This is a genomic window from Colwellia demingiae, from assembly GCF_007954275.1.
GTDB lineage: Bacteria > Pseudomonadota > Gammaproteobacteria > Enterobacterales > Alteromonadaceae > Colwellia > Colwellia demingiae.
In genome coordinates, this window is the sequence record NZ_VOLT01000003.1 from 398,519 (window position 1) to 424,116 (window position 25,598).

General features: G+C 37.4%; 18 protein-coding genes. 9 read left to right on the forward strand and 9 right to left on the reverse strand.

Going from position 1 to position 25,598, the window contains the following annotated elements:
* The first annotated feature begins 401 nt into the window (after nucleotides 1-401).
* Nucleotides 402-2,144, forward strand: coding sequence for a sensor histidine kinase (locus tag ESZ36_RS07405; protein ID WP_146785710.1), 1,743 nt, complete (start codon nucleotides 402-404; stop codon nucleotides 2,142-2,144).
* A gap of 334 nt (nucleotides 2,145-2,478) precedes the next feature.
* Nucleotides 2,479-3,402, forward strand: a complete 924-nt coding sequence (gene rdgC, locus ESZ36_RS07410; protein WP_146785712.1) for a recombination-associated protein RdgC — start codon at nucleotides 2,479-2,481, stop codon at nucleotides 3,400-3,402.
* 84 nt (nucleotides 3,403-3,486) lie between these two features.
* On the opposite strand, the gene ESZ36_RS07415 is transcribed toward rdgC, so the two are convergent.
* The gene (locus ESZ36_RS07415) at nucleotides 3,487-4,329 is read right to left on the reverse strand and encodes an HDOD domain-containing protein (protein WP_146785715.1); all 843 of its coding nucleotides are present in this window, start codon (nucleotides 4,327-4,329) and stop codon (nucleotides 3,487-3,489) included.
* Between the two features lie 270 nt (nucleotides 4,330-4,599).
* On the opposite strand from ESZ36_RS07415, the gene trhP reads away from it, so the two are divergent.
* Nucleotides 4,600-5,991: a prephenate-dependent tRNA uridine(34) hydroxylase TrhP gene (gene trhP, locus ESZ36_RS07420; RefSeq protein ID WP_146785718.1), complete on the forward strand. Its 1,392-nt coding sequence runs from the start codon at nucleotides 4,600-4,602 to the stop codon at nucleotides 5,989-5,991.
* A 40-nt stretch (nucleotides 5,992-6,031) separates the two neighbouring features.
* Nucleotides 6,032-6,277 (forward strand): YfhL family 4Fe-4S dicluster ferredoxin, encoded by a 246-nt coding sequence (locus tag ESZ36_RS07425; RefSeq protein ID WP_146785721.1) that lies wholly within the window; start codon nucleotides 6,032-6,034, stop codon nucleotides 6,275-6,277.
* Between the two features lie 73 nt (nucleotides 6,278-6,350).
* On the opposite strand, the gene cysB is transcribed toward ESZ36_RS07425, so the two are convergent.
* The gene (cysB, locus tag ESZ36_RS07430; RefSeq protein ID WP_146785724.1) at nucleotides 6,351-7,325 is read right to left on the reverse strand and encodes an HTH-type transcriptional regulator CysB; all 975 of its coding nucleotides are present in this window, start codon (nucleotides 7,323-7,325) and stop codon (nucleotides 6,351-6,353) included.
* A gap of 277 nt (nucleotides 7,326-7,602) precedes the next feature.
* Here cysB and ESZ36_RS07435 point away from each other — a divergent pair, with 277 nt between their 5' ends.
* Together ESZ36_RS07435 and ESZ36_RS07440 are read left to right on the forward strand one after the other, a co-directional pair.
* On the forward strand, nucleotides 7,603-8,373 hold the full coding sequence (locus ESZ36_RS07435; protein ID WP_146785727.1) for a hypothetical protein: 771 nt from the start codon (nucleotides 7,603-7,605) through the stop codon (nucleotides 8,371-8,373).
* A gap of 60 nt (nucleotides 8,374-8,433) precedes the next feature.
* The gene (locus tag ESZ36_RS07440; RefSeq protein WP_146785730.1) at nucleotides 8,434-8,802 is read left to right on the forward strand and encodes a ribosome recycling factor family protein; all 369 of its coding nucleotides are present in this window, start codon (nucleotides 8,434-8,436) and stop codon (nucleotides 8,800-8,802) included.
* A 101-nt stretch (nucleotides 8,803-8,903) separates the two neighbouring features.
* Here ESZ36_RS07440 and topA read toward each other — a convergent pair whose 3' ends face one another.
* A complete protein-coding gene (gene topA, locus ESZ36_RS07445; protein WP_146785733.1) occupies nucleotides 8,904-11,603 on the reverse strand; it encodes a type I DNA topoisomerase in 2,700 nt (899 codons plus the stop codon).
* A gap of 417 nt (nucleotides 11,604-12,020) precedes the next feature.
* On the opposite strand from topA, the gene ESZ36_RS07450 reads away from it, so the two are divergent.
* A complete protein-coding gene (locus ESZ36_RS07450) occupies nucleotides 12,021-13,127 on the forward strand; it encodes an arginase family protein (protein ID WP_146785736.1) in 1,107 nt (368 codons plus the stop codon).
* 112 nt (nucleotides 13,128-13,239) lie between these two features.
* Here the strand turns inward: ESZ36_RS07450 and ESZ36_RS07455 are convergent, their stop codons facing one another.
* Complete coding sequence (locus ESZ36_RS07455; RefSeq protein WP_146785738.1) at nucleotides 13,240-15,528, reverse strand: Ig-like domain-containing protein; 2,289 nt, start codon at nucleotides 15,526-15,528, stop codon at nucleotides 13,240-13,242.
* 285 nt (nucleotides 15,529-15,813) lie between these two features.
* Here ESZ36_RS07455 and ESZ36_RS07460 point away from each other — a divergent pair, with 285 nt between their 5' ends.
* Nucleotides 15,814-17,157 carry a dicarboxylate/amino acid:cation symporter gene (locus ESZ36_RS07460; protein ID WP_146785741.1) on the forward strand — a complete coding sequence of 448 codons (1,344 nt, stop codon included), beginning with the start codon at nucleotides 15,814-15,816 and terminating at the stop codon, nucleotides 17,155-17,157.
* Between the two features lie 148 nt (nucleotides 17,158-17,305).
* Here the strand turns inward: ESZ36_RS07460 and sohB are convergent, their stop codons facing one another.
* Nucleotides 17,306-18,355, reverse strand: coding sequence for a protease SohB (gene sohB / locus ESZ36_RS07465; RefSeq protein ID WP_146785744.1), 1,050 nt, complete (start codon nucleotides 18,353-18,355; stop codon nucleotides 17,306-17,308).
* 165 nt (nucleotides 18,356-18,520) lie between these two features.
* On the reverse strand, nucleotides 18,521-21,046 hold the full coding sequence (locus tag ESZ36_RS07470) for a VolA/Pla-1 family phospholipase (RefSeq protein WP_146785747.1): 2,526 nt from the start codon (nucleotides 21,044-21,046) through the stop codon (nucleotides 18,521-18,523).
* A gap of 259 nt (nucleotides 21,047-21,305) precedes the next feature.
* Between ESZ36_RS07470 and ESZ36_RS07475 the strand changes: the two genes are divergently transcribed.
* A complete protein-coding gene (locus ESZ36_RS07475; protein ID WP_146785750.1) occupies nucleotides 21,306-22,043 on the forward strand; it encodes a YciK family oxidoreductase in 738 nt (245 codons plus the stop codon).
* 118 nt (nucleotides 22,044-22,161) lie between these two features.
* Here the strand turns inward: ESZ36_RS07475 and fadD are convergent, their stop codons facing one another.
* The 3 genes from fadD to ESZ36_RS07490 all read right to left on the reverse strand — a co-directional run bounded on the left by fadD (nucleotide 22,162) and on the right by ESZ36_RS07490 (nucleotide 25,584).
* A complete protein-coding gene (gene fadD, locus ESZ36_RS07480) occupies nucleotides 22,162-23,817 on the reverse strand; it encodes a long-chain-fatty-acid--CoA ligase FadD (protein ID WP_146785753.1) in 1,656 nt (551 codons plus the stop codon).
* Between the two features lie 115 nt (nucleotides 23,818-23,932).
* The gene (locus ESZ36_RS07485; RefSeq protein WP_146785756.1) at nucleotides 23,933-24,862 is read right to left on the reverse strand and encodes an alpha/beta fold hydrolase; all 930 of its coding nucleotides are present in this window, start codon (nucleotides 24,860-24,862) and stop codon (nucleotides 23,933-23,935) included.
* Between the two features lie 47 nt (nucleotides 24,863-24,909).
* On the reverse strand, nucleotides 24,910-25,584 hold the full coding sequence (locus ESZ36_RS07490) for a M50 family metallopeptidase (RefSeq protein WP_146785758.1): 675 nt from the start codon (nucleotides 25,582-25,584) through the stop codon (nucleotides 24,910-24,912).
* Nucleotides 25,585-25,598 lie beyond the last annotated feature (14 nt).

Here is a 25,598-nt window from a genome sequence, read left to right on the forward strand (position 1 = left end):
CCTAGATAATTAAATTTTAAATTGTTGAGTAATAGGACTAATACGAAAGATTTTACAACACGTACATTACAGTTTTGTTACAGATGTAAGGTTATATTCATAAAAAACACCTATTTTTGTCATAGTATCTATTTTTTTTAAATAATGTTTCAATTGATTAAGAGCTGTTAACCTTTCAAAGTTATAATTAGTTTTGTCGCCAAGTAAATCTGCGCAAGAACAAACAATATGAACAAAGAGAATTAAAAACACGGCATTTATTTAAAAATAAATTTAGAACAACGATAACCTCTAATTAAATGAAAAAATAATTTTGGATTATAAATTATCGTTATCATTTTTTATATTTATTTACTAGAATTAACAATAACTTCCTAAACCAAGCCATAAGATAACTGATAATGAAAAGAACTAGCATATCGCGTAAGCTGCTAACAAGAGTACTCTCTGTTTATTTTATTTTAACCATCAGTGTTACTGGCATTCAGATAATTGCAGAATATTTTAATACCAAAAGTCACATAAACAGTGAACTACTTACTTTGCAAAAAACCATTAGTGGTAGCTTAACCCGTGCTGTATGGGAACTTAATACTCAACAAGCTGTAGATATTTCTGAAGGCTTAATCGCTATTCCAATGATTAAAGGGATAACCGTAACTGACGAAGCGAATAATGTTATCACTCAACTAGGTGAGGTATTATCAGCACCCTCTCAAACCTCGCAAGATTCTTTCAGCGAACATCAAAGCATAAGCTCCTTAGCAGAAGGTCTCTTCGGTCACTCTTTCCCATTAATATTTGAATTTTCAGGGCGGACTACAACGGTTGGTACTGTCACTTTATTATCAAGTAATGATGTTATTTTTAGCCGTATTGAGGTCGGAATTTACTTTCTAATTGGCAATGCCATTGTAAAAACAACTTTTTTAGTTTTCTTATTTTTATTAGCTTTTTCTAAATTGTTGACCGAACCTCTACAAGAACTTACCGATCAAATGAAGCAACTTGATTTACATGATCCCGAAGCCTCTAAATTTCATATTATCAACGACGAGAAAAACGAGCTAAATATCCTTGAAGATGCTTATAATAATTTAATTGATGAACTTGTTGAATTTAAAGATAAACTTTCATTATCCCAACGAGAAACTAATTTAGCTAATGACAAATTAGATGAACAGAATTTATTGCTCGAGCAAGAAGTCGCACGAAAAACGTCCACATTAAGTAGCACGTTATTACGAATGGAAGTTCAACAAAAAGAAATGCTAGAGCAACAAAACGAATTAAAAGCAGAAAATAATCGTCGCCGAAAAACAGAAAGTACACTTATTACGACAAACAAAGAACTAAAGAATTTAATATTAGAATTAAATAAAGCTCAAGATAGATTGTTAGAAGCAGAAAAAATGGCGTCTTTAGGACAACTAAGTGCCGAAGTTTCTCATGAAGTTAATACCCCTATTGGCATTAGTATCACTTCAACAAGTTATTTAGCTGATATTATTACTAAACTTCAACAAGACATCAGTGCACAAAAACTATCAAAGCGTACTATTGACTGTTTTATAAGTAATGCTCAACACAGCATTAAGCTATTATCAAATAACTTACAAAGAGCTGCCGAGTTAATTGCTAGCTTTAAGCAAGTTGCCGTTGATCAAACTAATGATAAAGTAAGATTGATAAATATCTCAAAATATCTTGATGAAATCATCCAGTCAATTCATCCTAAATTAAAAAAAACCAATCATTGCGTCAAAATAAATTGCGACCCGCATATAGAAATTTATACACACCCAGGTGCTATTGCCCAAATAATTATTAATTTAATTATTAATTCTATAATCCATGCATTTCATGATATTAACAGAGGCACAATCAATATAGATGTGACCTTAGAGCAACAAAGACTAATAATACTTTACCGTGATAATGGCACTGGCATTAATGAAGAACAGCTTGATAAATTATTTGACCCTTTTTATACCACTCAAGCAGATAAAGGCGGAACAGGTTTAGGGACTCATATAATTAAAAATTTAGTGGTTGGTACACTTAATGGCTCTATCGATGCCTACTCAGGATCAGAAGGCGGCTTAAGCTATCGCATGACTTTACCCGATATGAGGTATAGCTAAAAGCTGCTGTCTTAACATTAGAATTCAGGTATGATAATCGCCAAAACACTCTTATACCCGTTCTATTTCAAGATGCAAGTTCAGGAACACAGAGCAATTTCACTGCTAGACACACCAATTAAGTCATGGCACTCCCTTACAAATTGGTGCAACAACGAAGTGATGTTGCTCTGTGTTCCCCTTGGGTGGTTTTTAAAAGACTTTATTCAGCGTTATTCATTTTAAGAAGGGATAACCATTCTTTACAATGAATGCCTTGCCTAAAGTCTTTTAAATTCCCACTGAATCCTGCATTCTGAAGTGGAACGGGTATATATCAACCTAGGATTTACTTATGTGGTTTAAAAACCTTTACTTTTTTGCTTTTACTCGTCCTTTTGAATGGTCAGAGCAAGACTTAGAAAAACATTTATCTGAACATCTTTTTACTCCGCTGGGCTCCACAGAAATCTCTCATTTTGGCTGGATAAACGCATTAGGAAAGCATGGTGATACGAGTGTTCATAGTGCAAACGGTAACTTTTTAATTTGTGCTCGCAAAGAAGAAAAAATGCTTCCTGCTTCTGTTATTAAAGATATGATAGAAGAAAAAGTTAATTTACTTGAACAAGAGCAAGGCCGTGGTGCTACGAAAAAAGAAAAGGAACAATTCAAGGAAGATATAACTTTTGAGTTACTCCCTCGTGCTTTTTCTCGTATAACAGACACCCATGCTTATATAAGCCCGGTTAATAATATTATCGTTATCAATTCAAGCTCACGTGGTAAAGCAGAAGATTTATTAGCTTTACTACGTAAAGTACTTGGTACCTTACCTGTGAGCAGTTTTGAACCTGACGTTTGTGCCGATGAAACGATGACTGACTGGCTGAATGAGAAGAGCTTAGGTGGTAAGTTCACTTTAGGCATGGAAGCTGAATTTAATGCTTTAGGGGATGATGGTGCAGTTGTTCGTGTAAAAAATCAAGACCTATTAAGTGAAGAGATTAAATCGCATTTAGATGCCGATAAGTACGTGGTAAAGGTCGCTTTAGAATGGGATGAATCTTTATCATTCATTTTGTGCGATGACTTAGCCATAAAACGGGTGAAGTTTTTTGATGTTATTCACGAACAAAATGATGATATCGATAGTGATGATGTAATTGCTAAGCTTGACGCAGATTTCGCGCTAATGTCAGGTGAGTTAAACCGTTTTATTATCGAACTATTGGCTGAGTTCTCTATGAAGACGACTGACCTATTAGAAAAAGATTAAATAGTTACCCTGTATCAAATAAAAATGGCAACTAAGCGTTGCCATTTTTAATACTGTTATAATTTATTCATGAATTAGTCATAGTTAAATAAACATAGCTCTTACGCCTTCACACATGCCTTTAAATTCATCACTATCCATGTAATCTACCTCAGGTAAAATGCCTTTTTTAGTATAATTGTTCAATAATGCTATTTTAGTTGACTCATTTTTAAAGACATTGTGATAAATAGCCCCTGCTCTAATGAAATCTAAATAATGCACTTCGCTAGGTAAAATAGTTAAATCACTCCAACTCTCAGCTAATAACGTAAACTCTTCAGAGAACCCCCACTTGCGTGTTATTGCTCCACCTACCCGTCCTGATAACTTAAGAATGGCTTGTTGTAAAAAGGTCGGATTAGCAAAAACATCAGGATGGTTTTCTGCCTCAGTTAAAATAGGTAAAACACCTATATTATGTATTAACGAAGCTAAAGTAATAGTATCTAGAGAGAGTGACGAGTGTTTGTTTCCTTTTAGGTATATATTCATCAAGCTAATCGCAACTGATGCTATATCAATAGTTTTAACCCACGCCTTGTTCATATACATAGCCACAACATCATTGTTAGAGACAAATACTTGTTCAATAGCCATTGCTGTAGCAATACTCTTAATTTGGATTAAGCCAATACGAGTTACAGCTTGGGGTACCGTCTCTACTTTTATACTGCGACCCAAAATAGCATTATTAGCAACTTTGAGCATACCTAAAGATAAGGCTGGATCTTGAGTAATAATGTCACTCATTTGATTCAAATTAATATCAGGATCATCAGCAGCACTTCTAACTTTCAATGCCACTTCAGGTAAAGTTGGAAGTACAAGCGTGTCTTGTTTTATTTTTTCAGTCAAAATCGCATACAGGGCATTTTCAGTTGCCATAAATCCACCTTTATTTTTATTGTGATAATTATTTAAAGTAGCACACTATTTTACAATGTAATTTTTTTTATCAATATTTTTCAAGCTAATAGCAATAAAAAAGCTCCTTTTTTCCAAAATAAATTGCAAGCACTCCTTATCCAAGAAAAAGTAAGTCTTGATCTAGATCACGCTTGGTATAATTTGAAATAGAAGGGATGGGCCATATTGAGTATAATTTGCCGCTGATTTTTTCTTACGTTTTCATTCCATCATACATTTGAGTACCCCATGATAAAACCTGAACTTCTATCTCCTGCCGGTAGTTTAAAAAATATGCGATATGCTTTTGCCTACGGCGCAGATGCTGTTTATGCTGGCCAACCTCGTTATTCCTTACGGGTCAGAAACAATGAGTTTAGTTTAGAGAATATTCAAATTGGTATAAACGAAGCACACCAACTGGGTAAAAAATTCTACCTAGTTAACAATATCGCACCACACAACGGGAAACTAAAAACCTTCCTTAAAGATATTGCACCTATTGTTACCATGAAGCCAGACGCATTAATCATGTCGGATCCTGGTCTTATAATGTTGGTTAGAGAGAACTTTCCTGACATGGCAATACACTTGTCGGTACAAGCCAATGCAGTCAATTGGGCAACAGTTAAGTTTTGGCAACAACAGGGAGTTGAACGAGTAATATTATCTAGAGAGCTTTCGCTTGATGAAATTGAAGATATTCGCTTTCATTGCCCAGAAATGGAATTAGAAGTATTTGTCCATGGTGCTCTTTGCATGGCGTATTCTGGTCGCTGTTTACTCTCAGGTTATATCAATAAAAGAGATCCTAACCAAGGAACTTGTACCAACTCTTGTCGTTGGAAGTACGATACTCATGAAGCCAAAGAAACAGAAACAGGTGACATTATTGCTGTTAAACCTGAAGCTGTTGAAGTGTATATGCCAGAGCAAGATATCATCACCCCTTCTCAAAAACCTATCGATGATGTCATTTTACTACAAGAACAAGGTCGCCCTGGTGAATATATGCCAGCTTTTGAAGATGAACATGGTACCTACATCATGAATTCAAAAGATTTACGCGCTGTAGAGCACGTTGAACGTCTAGTTAAAATGGGTGTTCACTCACTGAAAATTGAAGGTAGAACTAAATCATTCTATTACTGCGCAAGAACAGCGCAAGTGTATGGTAAAGCCATTAATGATGCCATAGCAGACAGAACGTTCAATCCAAAACTAAATACTGATTTAGAACACTTAGCACATCGTGGTTATACCGAAGGTTTTTTACAACGACATCGCCATGGCGATACCCAGAACTATGAGTATGGTTACTCTAAAAGTGATACTCAGCAATTTGTTGGTGAAGTGCTAGGACGAAATGAAATAAATGGTCTTATACAAATTGACGTCAAAAATAAATTTCTTGTTGGTGATCAACTTGAGCTGATGACGCCTAAAGGCAACCAGACATTTACATTAAATAAGATGATTCATAGTAAAACGGGTGAAAGTATTGATGATGCTAAAGGATCTGGGCATAAGGTAGAAATTGAGGTTGATACTGATCTAGCACTAGATTTTGGTATTATCATGCGCTACTTGGATGAAGGTGGTACTACTCGTCACCCATTTGCACAAAACCAAAAAACTTAGACACTTGATCAATTATTAATGTTAAAAGGTCAAAAATGATATGGCATTAAAAATATTAGACTCATGCATAAACTGTGATATGTGCGATCCAGAATGCCCCAATGGTGCTATTACCCTTGGCGCTGATATTTATGAAATAGATGTGGATAAATGCACTGAGTGTATAGGTCATTACGATCAACCAACTTGTGTCAGTGTCTGCCCTATTGACTGTGTTAAACCTGATCTGGACCATGTTGAAGATGAGGATGCATTATTAGCGAAGTTTGTTCGATTACATGGATAGTTAGTAATTATAGTTTTTAACACTATGGAAAACTACGAGTAACAAAAGTCATTACTCGTAGTTACTGCGACTCTTAACGAGTCGGTAATTGAATATCTTTCAAAAACTCATCAACCTCATGGTTATTTTTCAATAACATAGCACGAGTGACAATATCTTTGGTTAAATGCGGTGCAAATCGCTCAATGAAATCATACATATAAGCACGTAAGAAACTACCACGTCTAAAACCAATTTTAGTTGTACTTGCTTTAAACAAGTGACTAGCATCAATCACAACTAAATCACTATCAATACGATCATCAATAGCCATTGAAGCGATCACACCAACACCTACGCCCAAACGTACATAGGTTTTTATTACGTCTGCATCTGTAGCAGTAAATGCTATTTTAGGTTTTGCTCCAGCGGCATCAAAAGCAGCATCGAGTTCAGAACGACCAGTAAAACCAAAAACATAAGTTACTAATGAATATTTAGCAATGTCCACTATAGTGATATTTTGTTTCTTAGCTAATGGATGATCAGGTCGAACAATTATACTACGGTTCCAATGATAACAAGGAAGCATGACCAAATCGTTATACAAATGCAATGACTCTGTCGCTATGGCAAAATCAGCATCACCTTTAGCAGCCGCATCACTAATCTGTGCTGGTGTCCCTTGAGACATATGTAACGATACTTTACTATATCTCTTGATAAACCCCTGAATAACATCAGGTAAGGCGTAACGAGCTTGAGTATGTGTGGTAGCAATCCGCAATTTACCTTCATCTGGCTGAGTATGTTCTCGAGCAACCGCTTTAATACCTTCAACTTTCGAAAGTATTTGGGTGGCAATATCAATTACATCTTGGCCAGCTTCCGTTACATGAGTTAGATGCTTACCACTGCGACCAAAAATTTGAATACCTAACTCATCTTCAAGCATTCTTACTTGTTTGGAGATGCCCGGTTGTGAGGTAAACAAGCTATCTGCAGTAGCGGATACATTCAAGTTATTATTTAATACTTCAACGATATAGCGTAGTTGCTGCAATTTCATATAAATACTCATTAGCATTAAAATGCGTGATTTGTAACGTTCTTATAATAAAATAATATACTTAATCCAACATTTATTCCATTATATTTTTTAATTTTTGTAAATAAAATTCTCCACTTTGCCATTAAATTCATTAAGAATATTCTTCACTTAGTTATACGCGACTTAAGAACACCATTTGTAGGTCATTTTTCACTTAAATATACAACTAGTCCTATGCTAACCAAAACATTTTTTGTAGACTGCCTAGTAGTTTATTTATTCAAGAGAATCTTAGATGATTGCTATTATTATTGGGTTAATTATTGCCTTAATTGTAATTGTTGTTGTAGTTAGCTCTATTCAACAGCATAAAGAAAAATTAGAAGCAGAAAAACGCGTTAAAGTCGCAAAACAAAAAGCAGTTATTGATGAAAATGAAGACCTTATTTTTAATTTAGCAAATTTACCAAATAATCCAAATATCGTTAAAATATTAAATCGCCGTAGCCTCAATGCCGCTAAAACTATGCAAGAGCTTATGCCTGAAGTTAAAGGTATAAAAAAAAGAGTTCAAGAATTACAGTCTCGATTAAAAGCCTCTGAAGATCTTGCTAATAATCAAGCTTCAGTTGAGGATCATTTTACCTTACCAGACAATGAGCAACAGCTTGTTGGCATATTACAGTGCATCAAGAAATTACGTGTGGTGCTTAAATCTGAACAAAACAAAGGAGCTCTTGACGCACAAAGCTTTACTGCAGAAGATCAGCGACTAGCGACCATGCAATTAAAAATCAATATTGAGAGCTTAGTTAAGCGCGGTACTCAAGCTTTTAATAAAGAAATGCTTGGTTCTGCTCGACAATATTTTGAGAAGGCCTTACAAAGTTTAGCGAGTAGCACGGTAAAAAATGATTATGTCGCAACGAGGCAATCTGATATTTCAAATCAATTAGAAGAAATCACTGATGCGTTAAAACATACCAATGCTAAAGATGCTGCGAAAAAAGCAAAAAGCGAAGAAAATGAATTAGATTTATTATTTCAACCAAAGAAAAAGTGGTAAATTATTCTTTATACCTTTATGTCACTCGCTTACTTTTAACTTTTCAAGGTTTAAAGCCCTGTGGAAAAAATCAATACGATTAACTTACCCTCCTTTCTTCGCCGTACTATGAAAGCATACGCTTTAAAAGCTCATATCAGGCAGTTAGGCTGTGATTTAAGTCGTATTGGTCGTTCAAGGAACTGGCAACTAAAAGCAAATTTTGACCAACTCCAAGGCATCATTGAGTTTATTGAACAAAAAAATGAAAAGAGCTGGCTATGGCTTGCCAAGTTACTCAAAAAAGAATATCAGCATTTAAGTCACGAAAACCTTTTAGTCCTAGCAACTCGCATGGAAAATGTAACTATTGCTGCCTTGATAGCACAAACTGACTGTACTTTAGCACAAGCAAGAAAAGTGTTAGATGAGTTAGAAGGCTTAGATTAAGCGCTAAATAGGGATTAAGTTAAAGTCTACATCGAGATCAAAGTAGACAAAAAAATAGATACCATAAGGTATCTATTTTTATTTTTCAGCAAGGAATATATTTACTCCGCTGATGTTTTAGCTTTTTTCTTTGCTGCTGGTTTTTTAGCTGCTTTCTTTTTAGCTACCTTTTTCTTGGGAATGTCTTCAACCCATTTCCCATCAATGTATTTCGCAGTCCAACCTGTTGCTTTGGGCTTGCCTTCTTCAGTAGCAATCTCGGTCATTACGTACTGCTCTTTCGTTTTACGGCTGTAACGTACTACCGATAAATTTCCTTCATTATCTTCTGCAGGTGCATCAGCTAAATAATAGAATTTTTCTGAAATACGATCTCTGAACCTTTGTAGCTCTGCTACTTTTGGCGCTCGAGTTTCTCTTGAGCGTGGAAAAGTGTGCGCGGCTAAAAAGATACCTGCAGCGCCATCACGAAGTACAAAGTGGGCTTCAGACTTTTCACACTCAAGCTCAGGCAATTGCACTGGATCTTCTTTTGGCGGCGCAGCTTCGCCACTGGCGAGTAACTTACGGGTATTTTTACATTCCTCATTAGTACAATCAAAATACTTACCAAAACGGCCTGATTTCAATTCCATTGGCGATTCACAACGGTCACAATCTAAAATTGGTCCATCGTAACCTTTAATTTTAAATTCGCCTTTTTCAACTTCAATGCCATCACATACGGGATTATTACCACAAACATGCAACTTACGTGTTTCGTCAATAAGGTAACTATCCATCGCCGTGCCACATTTATCACAACGACGCATTGCCATAAGAGCTTCAGTTTCAGCATCTTCAGCTAAAATACTCACCGCTTCTTCACCTGCGGTTAAGTTCATAGTTTTTGTACAACGTTCTTTTGGTGGTAAAGCATATCCAGAACAGCCTAAAAACACACCCGTTTGGGCCGTTCGAATGCCCATTTTACGATTACAAGTAGGGCAATCGATATCCGTTAATACTGGTTCATTGGTTTGCATACCACCATCTTCAGATGGTTGGTCTGCTTTTGATAATTGTTTGGTAAAGTTTTTATAAAATTCGTCTAAAACCCCTTTCCAATCAGCACTACCACCTGCTATTTCATCAAGCTCCTGTTCCATGTTCGAAGTGAATTCGTAGCTCATTAACTTTTCAAAGCTGCCAGATAAACTGTTAGTAACAATTTCACCCATTTTTTCAGCGTAGAAACGTTTTTTGTCCAATCGAACATAACCACGATCTTGAATCGTTGAAATAATTGACGCATAAGTTGACGGACGGCCAATTGAACGTTTTTCTAATTCTTTAACTAACGAAGCTTCACCAAAACGTGCTGGCGGCTTAGTAAAATGCTGGCTTGGCTCGATTTTATCTAACGTTAACGCTTCGCCAACTTGTAAATCAGGTAAGTGTGTATCATCACCTTTACTCAGCTGTGGATGAACAATTGTCCAACCATCAAATTGCATCACTCGGCCTTTTGCTTTTAGATCAAAACTAGCAGCACTAATCGTTAAGGTACTAACAGTATAACGAGCAGCGGTCATTTGACAGGCTACAAACTGGCGCCAAATTAACTCATATAGCTTCTTAGCATCTGGTTCAATACCCTCAAGAAATGCAGCTTCAAGCTTAACATTTGATGGGCGTATCGCTTCATGCGCCTCTTGTGCCCCAGCTTTAGAACCGTAAATTTTTGCATTTTCTGGTAAGTAATTATCACCGAAGCTATCGCTGATGTAATTACGACACATTTCTACCGCATCTTTGCTTAAGTTTGTTGAATCGGTACGCATATAAGTTATATGACCCGCTTCGTACAAACGCTGGGCTAAGCCCATAGTACGCTTAACACCATATCCCAGTTTAGTACTGGCGGCTTGCTGTAGCGTAGAGGTAATGAACGGTGCAGACGGTGTACTTTTTGACGGTCTATCTTCACGTTTACTAACAGCATAATCAGCCGGCTTTAATATTGCTAAAGCTGCATTGGTCTGTTTTTCATTAGTCGGTTTAAAAGCTTTGCCATTTTCATGGGTCACATCAAGTGATAGTACTTCACCTGTCGATGCGTGCGTATCTACAGCAATTTCCCAAAACTCTTTTGGATCAAATGCTTTGATTTCACGTTCTTTTTCAACGACTAATTTTACTGCAACAGATTGAACACGTCCGGCAGATAAACCACGAGCTACTTTCTTCCACAATAGTGGGCTAACCATAAAGCCAACCACACGATCGAGGAAACGTCTTGCTTGCTGAGCATTAACACCCGGCATACTCAACTCACCCGGTGTCGAAAACGCTTGTTGGATTGACGTTTCAGTTATTTCATTGAAGACAACACGACGGAACTTTTCATCTTCCCCACCGATAATCTCCTTTAAATGCCAGGCAATCGCTTCTCCCTCGCGATCCAAATCGGTTGCGAGATAAACAATGTCTGCTTTGTCCGCTAACTTCTTAAGCTCGGCAACAACTTTTTCTTTACCTGGCAGTATTTGATAATCAGCTGCCCAGTTTTTATCTGGGTCAATGCCCATACGATTGACCAGCGCTTGTTTGTCACGCTTGGCTTTGTATTTAGCTTTTGCTTCTGGTTCCATTTTACGCACTTCCGCTGGAGACTTAGCAGCAACTTTTTTACCTGTGCTACTGTGCGGAAGATCACGTACATGACCAACACTCGACTTTACAATAAAGTCATTACCTAGATATTTATTAATTGTTTTCGCTTTGGCTGGCGACTCGACAATAACTAGTGATTTTGCCATAAAAATTTCTAATCCTTCGATAAAGACAAATTATTTTTTGCCTTTTTATTCAAACGCTAAATTAATCAAAAAAGTGCGAGCGTACTTGTTCTGACTTTGCTAGCGATAAAAAAAACATTTTATTTAAAGTTATTCTTTGCATAACTATTTATAGGTATATCTATAAATATGCAAACTGACAAGTAATTATTTTACTTCGCAGCAATTGCTATTCACCCAGTTAATGGTTTTAGCTATAATAGGCAATAATTAATATTACTGTGCGCTTAGTCACATTTTGCCTACATTTAGCGGCAATCATAATCGACTTTACGATAAAACATAAGAGCATAATGTTAAAAAACTTTAAATAGTGAAAGCATAGGGGTCACCTTCCTCAATCGATAACTCATGTAAATAATCAAATAGAGACCTTAAATGACAACAATTACATCAACATTTTATAACAAACTCAGCAATTGTTTGTGTCCTCCCGGCAATGGCGTATTTACCGTAAATACCGCTAAAGAGCGTAAAGAGCAATTACACCAAACTATTTTCGGGCAAGCGGTCGGAGTTGAGGATTTGTGGAAAACGTCATTAAATCAACTGCCAGAAGCGTCTAAAGCCGTTATTTTAGGTGTAGCCTCTGATTGTGGTGGTGGTATTTTGCGTGGTGCTAACTGGGGGCCTTTATTTTTACGTTCAACCTTACTTGCAACTTACCCTGAATTAACTGCATTTGATTTAGGTGATGTCCGTGTTATTCCACATTTATTATCAGATAAATATTTAAACGAAGCGACGTTAGCTAACTGTAAAAAAGCTTTATATCAAGATGAACATAGTAAATATGCCATTAGCCCATTAAGCATAACAGAAGATGTTTTACATGACTTTTATGCTGAATTCCCGGAAAAGGGCATTTTCGGCATTGGTGGAGATCACAGTGTTAGTTACCCTTTAACCAAAGCCTATCTGCAAGCTAAAAAGAAACAAGGTAAACGTGCAGCAATAATCCACTTTGATGCCCATACTGATTTATTGGTTGAAAGGTTAGGGATAGATTTATGTTTTGGCTCTTGGTGTACCCATATTTTAGATGACCTGCATGAAAAGCATCACCTTATTCAAGTGGGTATTCGCTCAAGTGGCAGACCTCAAAGTCATTGGGAAGAGACTTTTGGCGTGAGACAACATTGGGCAAAAGATATTAAAGCACATGGTATTGACCAGACGATCGACAATATTTTTGCTCAACTTAGAGATGAAAATATTGACGAGCTTTATGTCAGTTTTGATATTGATGCTATTGATGACAGTTTTGCCTGTGCAACAGGTACGCCAGAGCCTGATGGTTTAATGCCAGAAGATGCCATGGACATATTACGCGCCTTAGCTGCTAAGTACCCTATTACGGGTGCTGATATGATGGAGATAGCCCCTTTCACAGATAGTTGTGGGCAAGGATTAGCAGGACAAGAAAAAACCTTAAAAGTAGGCGCTGAGATTTCAGCATTTTTGCTTAAAGAAATGGCTAAGTAATGTATTAAATCAATAATATTTAATTGCTAAACCAACTAGTTTAAGATCAAAAAAGGCTCCTAAAGGAGCCTTTTTTATCAATTGAATTTAACTGTTTGTTAACAGGTTAAAATTAGTCTTGACTTATATTGTCGCTACAATCGTTTGATAATCCAAATGGCCCTCTAGTTCCAATACCTTGGCTCGGTGGTGTTACATCTTCTTCATTAACATCATCAATTAATACAGGTAAGGTAAAAATGGCTTGAGTTGAGTTTTCACTACCAGTTACTTTACCTGAAACAATAAGTTTTACATCGAGCCACTGCCCATAACTTTGTGGGTAAGTTACTTTAATAACTGATCGTCCATCCGCGTCTGTGATAAGCGTACCTGATATTGACACTATGTTACCAGGTGTTAATTTACCATCACCATTAAAGTCTTCACCAACATCTAAGATACCATCAAAGTTAGCATCTTCATTAGGACACGTTGTTTTCCCTAGGTAAACCGGACCTGGGGTGTTTGTTGAACCTTCACCGAGTGCCAGCCATAGTACGAAATCAGCTCCATCATAAGTACGCAGCCAAAGGCCTTTATAATAATTTTCAGGTATCGCTGAAACGGTTAGTTCTACATTCTCAACAGCATTAGACTCAGCATCGGTAACAAAGACAGAGTACTCTTTCACATAGTCAGTCGTGTCCAACTCCTCAAGTTCATTACCTGTACCTAACGAAATAAATAACTCACGATTAGAAACAGTTAGATTAACAATGTCAGTTATGGCTGGCGTATCTTCAACAACAGCGGTTATTGTTACCGCATCCTTGGCTGATGTATTATTTGAAGTATAAATTGTTGAAGCACTACCACTGCTATCTGTGACTGCCGTTGCCGGAAAAATTGATCCTCCACTTACATCTTCTAGCACAAATTTGACCCGTTTATTTTTAACTAAGTTTCCATTCGCATCTTTTACAACAACTGAAATAGTGGATGTTTGTTCATTTGGACCGATTGAATTAGGCGATGCTTGTGCTTTAATTGTTGCTGCAGTATCAGCAAAAAATTCAAATTCAAGTTGATTAGTTAATTCAACATTTTTGCCATCAATCACATCTGAACCAACAAAAGTAACTAACGCTTTACCTGCATCTGTTGAAGTTAATGTAACGGTAACTTCACCATCAACGGTAGTAGCTGAATTAGCATTGACAATACCACGTGTAGTAGTGAAGGAAACAGATTTACCATCCGGTACAAATGCATTATCTCGCATCCACGTTAAAGTGACACTTGCAGTTTGTGGTGACAAAGAAACATCAGGAACAATAGGAGTGTTTGATGGATCAACAATAGTAAGACCATTACTAAAACTAGTAAACAAGAATGAGTCTGCTTGTACTGAAACATCTTGACTAGCTGTAGCGCCAAGTGCAGTAACAACAATACTATTATTACCGCCACTAGTACCTGTTACTTTTACCGTAGCCTGACCTTCTGAGTCTGTAGTTACGCTTGTAGGAATTGTTATTTTATCCACATTACTTGCAGATATCGCTACAGCTGTTTTAGCGACGCCATTACCATCTGAGTCTAAAACGTTAACTATATAACTAGTTTCATCATTTAATGCTAAAGAGCTTGAACCAGTTAACGTCAATGTAGTACCAACCACTTCTACTTCTAACGAATCAGTAATATCACCACTAGTTACGGAGACTAATATAACTCTGTTACTCGGTTCATCTTGAGTAGATAGCTCCATAGTAACTTTACCATCAGGCCCTGTTACATTTGAACTGCTACCACTTGCATCAAGTATTTTTCCAAGTGCGCCAGAATCACTTGCAAAATTAATAGTTACGCCCTCAAGCAAGTTGTTATTCTCGTCTTTAGCAATGGCAGATAACTCGATAGATTGTGCACCACTCGAAGCAAGTTGTTGCGAGCTAGCAAATAATTGAATAGAAGCAGCGGTAGGTTCGCCTTCAACAATTTTCACACCATCACCGGCACTATTAAAACTAATATTATCGGTAGCACTTTCATAGCTGGCGATAACATTAACAGAGCCTTTTACATCGGTTACTTTTACAATAATGGTTGCAACACCATTTGCATCCGTTGTCGCGGTACCTGAAACAGGGTCGAATGTAGCCGAGCCTTCAACGGCTAACGTAAAGGTAACGGTTTTATTAACTATGGCACTACCATTATCAACAACTGTGGCTGAGACGGTAACATCATTAGCTGCTGACAAATCACCATCAGATTTTGTTATTGTTACAGTAACTGCATCAGTTGTTCCACCATCACCACCACCAGTTAGGTCACCATCTCCACCACCGCACGCTACGAGTGTCATCATTGACATCAATAACATGGTAAAACTTAAACGTCGAAATAACTGCATAGAAGCATCCTAATTTTTCTTTTTATAAATAGACCTAATAACTCATATTAACTGATAAATAACAAAAAGGTACTGCTTATCATAAAAAAATCACAATCAATGACAAAGTTAACAAAATTTTACCTGCGACTACGGCAAAAACAGTCAAAATAAATTAGTTTTTAATCTACGCGATTATTGTTAACCTTAACGATTAAAATTATTAGTTTAATCGATATATAATAATCACAACGTAACTTACAACCTAGCTGAAGTAACATAGACCCTATGACAATTGAAAAAACAATGTCCCCACCCTCCAAAAAAAATAGTTTAACCAGCCTCATTGTTATCGGTATGGTTGCTGGTATTTTATTAGGAACTTTCTTGCAATGGCTTATGCCCAATGGCTCTGACAAAGTCATTAACCTTTATTTATTTGATATTTCTCTTAAAGGCTTATTTGTAGATGGCATATTAGAAGTGATAGGCCAAGTTTTTATGGCCAGTTTACGTATGTTAGTTGTCCCCTTAGTTTTTGTATCGCTAGTTTGTGGGGTATGTTCATTAAAAGACACCAGTAAACTTGGCCGCATAGGTGGTAAAGCTGTTGCTTTATATCTCGCCACTACAGCTATTGCTATTAGCTTTGCTATTTTTGTTGCGCTAATTGTTGCTCCAGGAGAAGGGGTAAATATGGTCGCTAACAGTAGTTTTTCAGGTAGAGATGCTCCGTCTTTAGCGCAAGTTATTATTCAAATGTTTCCTACCAATCCTTTCGCATCATTTGCACAAGGTAATATGCTACAAGTAATCGTATTTGCATTACTTTTCGGTATTGCTATCGCGCTTTCAGGCAAAGCTGGTGAACGTATTTCTTTATTATTTGAAGATTTAAGTGAAGTGATCATGCGTCTGGTGACTATTCTAATGAATATCGCTCCTTATGGCGTTTTTGCATTGTTAGCCACTTTATTTACTACCGTGTCACTAACAACCTTCGGTAATTTAATTGAATATTTCTTAGTGGTTTTCTTTGTTCTACTTATTCATGCTTTAGTTACTTACCCTATTATTTTGAAATTATTTACGGGTTTAAACCCAGTAATCTTTTTAAAGAAAATGCGTGACGCTGCTATTTTCGCATTCTCTACAGCCAGCTCGAATGCCACCATTCCTGTCACGTTAGAAACGGCAACAAAGAAGATGGGTGTAAAAAACTCCATCGCATCATTTACCGTGCCGCTTGGTGCCACCATTAATATGGACGGCACAGCAATCATGCAAGGTGTAGCAACTGTTTTTATCGCGCAAGTTTTTACTCAGGATTTAACGCTAGCAGACTACTTAACCGTTGTGCTTACTGCAACCCTAGCGTCCATAGGCACAGCAGGTGTGCCTGGCGTTGGTTTAATCATGCTAGCCATGGTGTTAGAGCAAGTAGGTTTACCTGTTGAAGGTATTGCCCTTATTATTGGTGTCGATAGATTATTGGATATGACTCGTACTGCGGTCAATGTTACCGGCGACAGCATGGTGAGCCTTGTGGTTGCTAAAAGTGAAGATCAATTTGATCATGAGATGTATTTAGACCCACAAGCAGGACATAACATTGAAGAGATCGACTTTAAGCACCTAAAAGATAATTAATATTTTGTAGAGTGTCATGTAGGAAAGATTGTAATCGTTAATCAAAAAAGCCTTACTGAGTTAACTCAGTAAGGCTTTTTTATATTGCTTAGTTTCTTAATTTAGTAATTAACTAAATCAGTATCTGAACACTAATAATTCCCCCCTACTAACCAGGAAAGATATTATTGCGTTGTAATAATTTACCTAAAAAGCTTTCAGCTGATAATGAAGCGGCTTTAGAAAATTTTTCAGCCAAACCTTTTTTCACTTCATATTTAATAGCAACGACTTTATGGCTTTTACTTTTACCTTGTAAATAATCATCACTTGTTTGGATACTATCGACTAGGCCAAGTTCTAAGGCTGTTGTGCCAAACCAATGTTCGCCTGTTGCCACTTTAACAATATCTAAACTTGGTCTGCGTTCGCTAACGAAGTTTTTAAATAAAACGTGAGTTTCTTCTAATTCTTCGATGAACTTTTCTTTACCTTTTTCTGTATTCTCACCAAACATAGTTACAGTGCGTTTAAATTCACCCGCAGTAAACTGTTCAAAATCAATATCATGTTTCTTTAATAATTTATTGAAGTTTGGTACTTGGGCAATAACACCAATAGAGCCTAAGATGGCAAAAGGTGCTGAAATAATATTGTTTGCCACACAAGCCATCATATAACCGCCGCTAGCAGCCACTTTATCTACTGATACTGTTAGTGGAATATTATGCTGACGAATACGATCAAGCTGTGAAGATGCTAAACCATAACCATGTACCATACCGCCACCACTTTCTAAACGAACAAAAACTTCATCTTCAGGTTTTGCCACAGAAAGTATCGCTGACACCTCTTCACGTAAAGAGCTGACTTCTTTGGCATCAATACTGCCATTAAAGTCAACTACAAAAACATGCGCTTTACTTGGCGCTTTATCTTCACCTGATTTAGCTAATTTCTTGTCAGCTTTCGCTTGTTCTTTAGCTTGCTTTTTATCAGCCTTTTCTTTTTCTTTAAATTCATCTTTGCTCAATAAGGCATGAATAATATCTTCTTCAGTTTCAGTAAACTGCTCAGACAAGTCAGTGATATCTAACTCACCTTTTTTATGCTGCTGTTTCGTAGCTGCACCAGCAATGGCAATAATAATGGCTATAACAGCCAAAACAAAAGTAACGGCTTTTGCTAAAAACAAACCGTATTCATATAAAAATTCCAAAGTAACTCCTGAGGATATATTGGTAAATATAAGGATAAAAATAATTGACGTAATTCTACACTATTTTTCCGTATTGCAAAGAGGGTTAAAGATCATAGAAATTGAGTAATAAAAAAGCCCTCAATCGAGGGCTTTAAATCAAAGTAATATTGATGGTATAACTTACTATTTAACTACGGTGTTATCTTCAGAGATAGTAATAGTTTTACCCATTGTTGCAAAGAAACCTGCTACTTGACTTTGCATTTCTTTAGTTGCTTCACCAGTTTTTAGCGGGTCAGGAGCTATCGCTTTCTGTCCTTTATCTAGATCTTCCATAATCGGATCTGGACTCAAGATAGAGCCATGATGACCATAAGTAAAGCGAACTGCGCCTGATCCTTCTGTTGTACTGCTTAAGTAAGGTAAACCAAGTAAGGCAATAGCACCTTCAGTACCACCAAACAGTGTTGTTGAAACAGTGTTAGGTATTACTTGATCAGAGCAGTTATCTGTCACTAAAATATCATTACATACTTCAACAACGCCGCTTCCAGGTTCAACTAAGTTACCAACTACTTCAATTAAGTGTGTTGGTGTTTGAGTCGCTTTAATAATACTTGCATAGTTAGCTGGGTCACCCGCATCTGTCACCGTTTGCGCCGCAAAAACAAATTTACTAAACACAGCTTCTATACCTGCTTGCTGTTCAGGTGTAAGTGCAGCATAAAACGCTTGATATGCTCCAACTAACTGAGCTTCAGTAGCAGTAGAGTTTCCATTTTCATCAAGAGGATAAGCTGCATCAACCATGCCCTTAAATTCAGCAGATGAGCTATATACCAAGTTCGACTTAATTACATCACCAAATGCACCAGACTCCATTAAGAAGTTTGCAATCATCACACCAGGCATTGCCTGCGAATTAGAGGTGATTTTGAACATAGGATCTAATGGATCTAATGGTGAATCAAGTGGTGCATTAGCTAACGCTACTAAATTAATACCTGTAATAGCACCTAATGAATGACCTAAAAAGTGCACATTCTTTCCATTGATCTTCGCGCCAGAAACAGCATTCAATCCTAAACGTAAACCTAGCATATCACTTGCAGATTGACGTAAATTATCACGTGTGGTAAGTAGACTTGCTAAATTCATGTAATGCGTTGCTGAAACAGTAGAAGCATTAATATCATCAATGCCATCAGGAACTTTGTTAGGACCAGTTATATCAAAGCCTCGGCTACCATGTAAAGGGTGGTCAATGGCTACTGTAGCAAAACCAAAGGTTGATAAAACACCGGTAATTGCTAGCATCTGTTCTTTTGTTCCGGTGATACCATGCTGTAAAATAACAACAGGCCAACCATCCGTAGGCTCAGCAGCCAATGGAGGTAAACCATAACTAGCACGTACAGCATCAGTAAGGGGAGCAATAACTGGAGTAGTCATTTGTACGGCCAGTATAGATGGATCAGTTACACCTGGAATATCACTTACACCACTTGGTTGAGGTACAGGATTAAACTTAGTTAAATTACGTTCTACATCTAACTCAATACCTGCAGGTCTTAAATCACGTAAACCTACTGCCGAACAAACAGCATCAGACCGAGAACCTGCAATAGGACCTTCAGGAATAGCACCTGGATTAGCAGCTGCTAAACCAGCTAACATAACACCTGAATCACATAAGGCTTTCCACCAATCAGTAATAGGAGCTTTAGGATTAGCTTGAGTTGGCACGCCTAAATAATAAGGTAACTTGACAGAACCTGAATATAATTGAGCTGTTGAGTATAGATTTTTTAAGTTATCTGAAAGTACTACACCTTGCATTTCCAGAGCTGTAGCAACATTGATCATTGTATCAGTAACAGAAACAACAGGTGGCATACCACCCTGTGCTAAAGGTGCAGCAAGTAATTTTTTAACCGTAAATAATACATCAACGGTTGATTGCGTAGTCATAGCAAATGTATAAATTAAACTATCTTTATCAGCACCAGCACTAACAATCGCGTTTTCAAAACTATTCACTAAACCTTGGAGTTGTAATTGGCTTGCTGTTGCCAATGGTTTAGTTGCTATATCTTGTCGAACAAGATCATAGGTTATTGAAGCAGCAACTGATTTACCATTGTTATCTTTCAGATTATTGGTTAACGCAACCACATAAGTGGTTTTTCCTTTTAACGGTTTCATTGGAACAATAGCAATACTATTGCCTTTAGCTTGCGCGACAAAATCCACACCAAAAACTAACTCACCAACAACCGTGCAAGCAGCGCCGCGTGGAACAGCTTCACAGCCGGCATCGCCACCCATTAAGGTTTCATAAATTTTTACAGAATTGCCATCAAAAACACTCACGGCATCTAATGAAGACCCAGCTGGAAAATCGACAGCAAGTACAAACGGGTTAGTCGTAGACCAACCATCTAGTGCACTCATTGCTACGGTTGGGTCACTGAAATCACTAGCATCTTCCACTGGAAGGTTTAATGTACCGTCTGTGCTACCGGAGAATAACAAATCATTAGGCACTGATAAAACGCCCTTAGCAGGATCGTAACTAATTCGTGCTTGAGCTGTTACAGCAGTACCATTTTCTGCCACTTCCTTTTGTAAATCTTCGATAGTTTCGCTATCACAGGCACTTAAACCAAGTGCGCTAATAATCGCAAGACTGAGAGCTAGCTTTTTCATATAAAATTCCCCAATGCCGTAATTTTTATTATGTATTTTTTTAAGTTATTTTTATTTCAACGTTCAAATCAAAATTCAAACTAATGTTTTAATAACTAGTAAGACCAGTTAAAGTTACCCCAAGATGTCGCAAGGTGCTAGTCATTTTTTACTTTTTCGTCGAATATTTTCATGTTAACCAACTTTTCTCTCGTCAATGAAAATGCCAACGCGTAGAATAGGGAAGTAACTTTCTCACTCCTAACGATAAGACCTTAAGATGTTTAATTATTCAACAAAAGATGCCAGTTTAAGCAACAAAACCATTCTAGTTACGGGTGCTGGTGCCGGCATTGGCCGCACTGCAGCATTAACCTATGCACAACTTGGTGCTACCGTTATTTTACTTGGTAAAACGGTGAGTAAACTTGAGGCTGTGTATGATGAAATTGTTGCTTTAGGGCTTGCTGAACCTGCTATTATCCCCCTTGATTTGAAGGGTGCAACCAAACAAAATTATATTGATATGTCTTCGACAATTTCCAGTCAGTTTGGTCATTTAGATGGGGTATTACTTAATGCCTCAATTTTAGGTGAACTAACACCATTTATTCAAATGCATGAGCAAGTATTTAATGATGTAATGAAGGTCAATGTAACCGCACAATGTTTATTAGCTCAAGCATTAATACCTACTTTATTGTTAGCACCAAACGCTTCTTTAGTATTTACCTCTTCAGGTGTTGGTAGCCAAGGCAGAGCTTATTGGGGTCAATATAGCATCTCTAAATTTGCGACTGAAGGCATGATGCAAGTAATTGCAGATGAATATGAAGGATCAAATCTACGTACTAACGCGATAAACCCTGGCGCTACAAATACCAACATGCGCTCGTGTGCTTTTCCAGCGGAAGATAAAGACGAACTTGCTACACCAGAAGACATCATGCCTTTATATGTTTATTTAATGTCTGATGATAGTTTAGAAATAAATGGTCAAACGTTAAAAGCTCAATAAAAACTTCGTTTAACCCGCTAAGTTATCAACAAAAAAGGCAAGCTATTACAGCTTGCCTTTTTTGTTTATTCATACGAATTTAATGCGTAAGTCATATCCGCTTTATTTCTAGGTTATTTTAACGTAATTCTCTTCTTAAAATTTTACCCACATTGGTTTTAGGTAATTCCTCTCGAAACTCAACCAGTTTTGGTACTTTATAATTAGTGAGGTTTTCACGACAATGTTTAATAAGCATTTTTTCATCTAAATCATCTGATTTTTTTACCACAAAAATTTTGACAATCTCGCCCGAAATTTCATGGGGTACACCAATGGCCGCAGATTCTAACACGCCCTCATGCATGGCAAGCACTTCTTCAATTTCATTGGGGTAAACATTAAAACCAGAAACGATTATCATATCTTTTTTACGATCAACGATAGTGAAGAAACCTTTATCATCCATCATGGCAACATCACCCGTAGCAAACCAACCGTCTTTTAATACTTCATCAGTCGCTTCTACACATTTGTAATAACCTAACATTACCTGAGGGCCTTTAACCCACATTTCACCTGATTCGCCAATATCGGCTTCACTGCCATCTTCACGCATGATTTTTACATCAGTTGAAGCCGCGGGAAGGCCGATGCTTCCGTCATAAGCGGCAAGGTTATAAGGACTTATTGTCACTAAAGGTGCACACTCAGTTAAACCATAACCTTCTAACAATCGGGTACCTGTTACTTGCTGCCAACGTTCTGCAACAGGTCGTTGTACTGCCATGCCACCACCAAGTGACATTTTCAACGTGCTGAAGTTAAGTTCACTAAAGCCAGGTGTATTCAATAAGCCGTTAAATAAGGTATTTACACCTGTAATGGCAGTAAATGGGTATTTTGATAGCTCTTTAACAAAGTTAGGCATATCTCTTGGGTTGGTAATTAATAAATTAGTGCCCCCCATGGTAAAGAACGTTAAACAATTCGCCGTCAAAGCAAAGATATGATAAAGCGGTAACGCAGTTACCACTAGCTCATTGCCCTCTTCTAACAATGGGAAAATAGCAGCTTTAGCTTGCTGTAAGTTTGCCACCATGTTTCGATGCGTTAACATTGCGCCTTTAGATAAACCTGTAGTACCGCCGGTATATTGCAAAAATGCGAGATCATCTCCACACAACTCTACCGGCGACAGTTTAAGTGCTAAACCTCGCGATAAAACAGTATTAAAACGTACCGCGTGCGGCAGTTTAAAAGCAGGTACCATTTTTTTAACGTATTTGACCATGCAATTGACAACAGTGCCCTTGACTAGGCCCAACCGATCACCTAAAGATGTCATGATGACATGTTTAACCGCAGTTCTATCAACTACCTTCTCAAGAGTTTGAGCAAAGTTCTCTATAATCAACATTGCTTTAGCATCTGAGTCTTTTAATTGGTGCTCAAGTTCACGGGCTGTATATAATGGGTTTACGTTTACAACAGTAAGTCCTGCTAATAAAGCGCCAAATAATGCTATTGGGTACTGTAAGCAATTAGGTACCATGATGGCGAATTTATCGCCTCGCTCTAAGCCTAAATCTTGTTGTAAGTATGCTGCAAAAGCGGTTGCTTGAACTGAAAGCTCTGCATAAGAAATTGAAGCGCCCATATTGATGAAAGCTGTTTTATCACTAAACTGAGTAGAGTATTTTGTGAACATAGCCACAATGGATGGATATTTATCCGCATCTATTTCAAACGGCACATCACTAGGGTAACTTTTTTCTAACCAAATCTTTTCCACAATGGCTTCCTCAATAGGTAATTATGTTGCAACTGACTTAATAATTATTTTATTTGCAGCAACGCTTATTTTAATACCACTGTTTTATCAAATTTTTTAGCATTGCGCCACAAATTTAAACGCTTGTTTTAATTTCACTGAAAAAATGACGGAGAATTGGCAATAACTCTTCCGTTTTTTCCATATGCACGTGATGACCGCCTGACAGCTTGGTAGTTTTTAGCTTATTAACACCTGAAGAGAAGTTTTTCAGCCCTGTGATAACCATTTTCATGCCTTTATCACCGTAGATAAGTTGTAAAGGACACTTAATATCACTAAACAATTGTTGTCCTTGTTTTAGACTTAATCGGTAAGGTGAAACTGACCGTAACCGCGGATCTGAACGCCAGCGATATAAAACACTAGCGCTATCAACACCTACCGAATCCATTGACTTAGGCTCAACTTCTACCAGTGACCTTTGTACAATTAACTTTGCATGTTCAACGGTTAAGTCAGAAACATGCAGGCGTGCTTTTACAGCCATTTCTTCAGTAAAAGCTCGGGTAGTATTAGCTGACTTCACTCGGCTTAGCATACCTCGACGTAACTGATCCGTCATTTGTTCTTCTGGGGCACAAATAAAACCAAACGAGTCGATTAACGTTAGTGATTTTACTTTTTCAGGGAAAGCAGCGGAAAATGCACTTGCAATCATTGCCCCCATTGAGTGCGCAACAATATCAATTGCTTGCCAGTCATTAAGTGAAAATAATGCGACCAAATCACCAACATAATCAAAAAAATGATAATGAGCACCAGCACTTCGATGGTCTGAGTGGCCATGACCTGGCCAATCTAGCGCAATAATACGCCTATCAGCTAGTAAGTCACTTTCTTGCATCAAAGGTAAAAAGCTCGCGGCGTTATCCAAATAACCATGTAAACATAGCACTGGTTCATGATTCTTATTCCCACAAACTAATGCGGTAAGAGTTAAGTCATCTAGTTGATAGCTAAGCTCATCAATTTGAGGTCCATCAACTTGTTTGGTATCTGCCACAGGGTTACACCTTTCAATTTAAGCTATTGATCTAATATCAAAAACTTTCATTTATTTTTATTAGTTTTTATTAAGGAATAGAGCGCAGCAACAGCCAGTACACACCATAACAACACCCAAACTAATTCAGGGACCATTGTCATTGACGCTAAAGCGGCACCATCGCCTAAATCACGACCATCAAATAAATACGTTGGGCTAAACAAACTATTTAATAAAATACTCAAACCAAAGAACTTCAATAACAACTGAAGGTAGTATAATCGACGCATTTTGATCAAAAATACAAACATTACAGCTAAGCTCGAGATGATAATGATAGTGAGGAAATCTCTTGCCCAAAAAATGATTGAAGCAAGCAATAATACGATCATGAAGCCAGAAACTATCTGCGCGGTCCGTTGATGGCTATTTGCTAACTTAAATAATAACCAACCCCAGAAGGTAGCTCCAGCATAGCCAAAGAAGCTAATAATAAAACTTAAACCACCTCGGGTAGTACATAAACCAGCACCATTGGCAAACAATTGAATACGCATAATTTCGCCACCTGTTAATAGCGCAGCAATACCATGGCTTATTTCATGAAAGTAACTTTCCAGCCAATTAAGTGGGATAGATACGATGGGAATTTGCCTGATGATAATGGCGGCTAATAGGAGGAAATATAGCTGATATTTTTGCCAAAAACTGGCTGAGCGATTCTGCGAGGTACTTGCCATAATTTGCTTCCAGA

Bases quoted from the DNA above. Each gene is read 5' to 3' on its own strand.
- ESZ36_RS07405 (WP_146785710.1), top strand. From the start codon at position 402: ATGAAAAGAACTAGCATATCGCGTAAGCTGCTAACAAGAGTACTCTCT.
- rdgC (WP_146785712.1), top strand. From the start codon at position 2,479: ATGTGGTTTAAAAACCTTTACTTTTTTGCTTTTACTCGTCCTTTTGAA.
- ESZ36_RS07415 (WP_146785715.1), bottom strand. From the start codon at position 4,329: ATGGCAACTGAAAATGCCCTGTATGCGATTTTGACTGAAAAAATAAAA.
- trhP (WP_146785718.1), top strand. From the start codon at position 4,600: ATGATAAAACCTGAACTTCTATCTCCTGCCGGTAGTTTAAAAAATATG.
- ESZ36_RS07425 (WP_146785721.1), top strand. From the start codon at position 6,032: ATGGCATTAAAAATATTAGACTCATGCATAAACTGTGATATGTGCGAT.
- cysB (WP_146785724.1), bottom strand. From the start codon at position 7,325: ATGAAATTGCAGCAACTACGCTATATCGTTGAAGTATTAAATAATAAC.
- ESZ36_RS07435 (WP_146785727.1), top strand. From the start codon at position 7,603: ATGATTGCTATTATTATTGGGTTAATTATTGCCTTAATTGTAATTGTT.
- topA (WP_146785733.1), bottom strand. From the start codon at position 11,603: ATGGCAAAATCACTAGTTATTGTCGAGTCGCCAGCCAAAGCGAAAACA.
- ESZ36_RS07450 (WP_146785736.1), top strand. From the start codon at position 12,021: ATGACAACAATTACATCAACATTTTATAACAAACTCAGCAATTGTTTG.
- ESZ36_RS07455 (WP_146785738.1), bottom strand. From the start codon at position 15,528: ATGCAGTTATTTCGACGTTTAAGTTTTACCATGTTATTGATGTCAATG.
- ESZ36_RS07460 (WP_146785741.1), top strand. From the start codon at position 15,814: ATGTCCCCACCCTCCAAAAAAAATAGTTTAACCAGCCTCATTGTTATC.
- ESZ36_RS07470 (WP_146785747.1), bottom strand. From the start codon at position 21,046: ATGAAAAAGCTAGCTCTCAGTCTTGCGATTATTAGCGCACTTGGTTTA.
- ESZ36_RS07475 (WP_146785750.1), top strand. From the start codon at position 21,306: ATGTTTAATTATTCAACAAAAGATGCCAGTTTAAGCAACAAAACCATT.
- ESZ36_RS07490 (WP_146785758.1), bottom strand. From the start codon at position 25,584: ATGGCAAGTACCTCGCAGAATCGCTCAGCCAGTTTTTGGCAAAAATAT.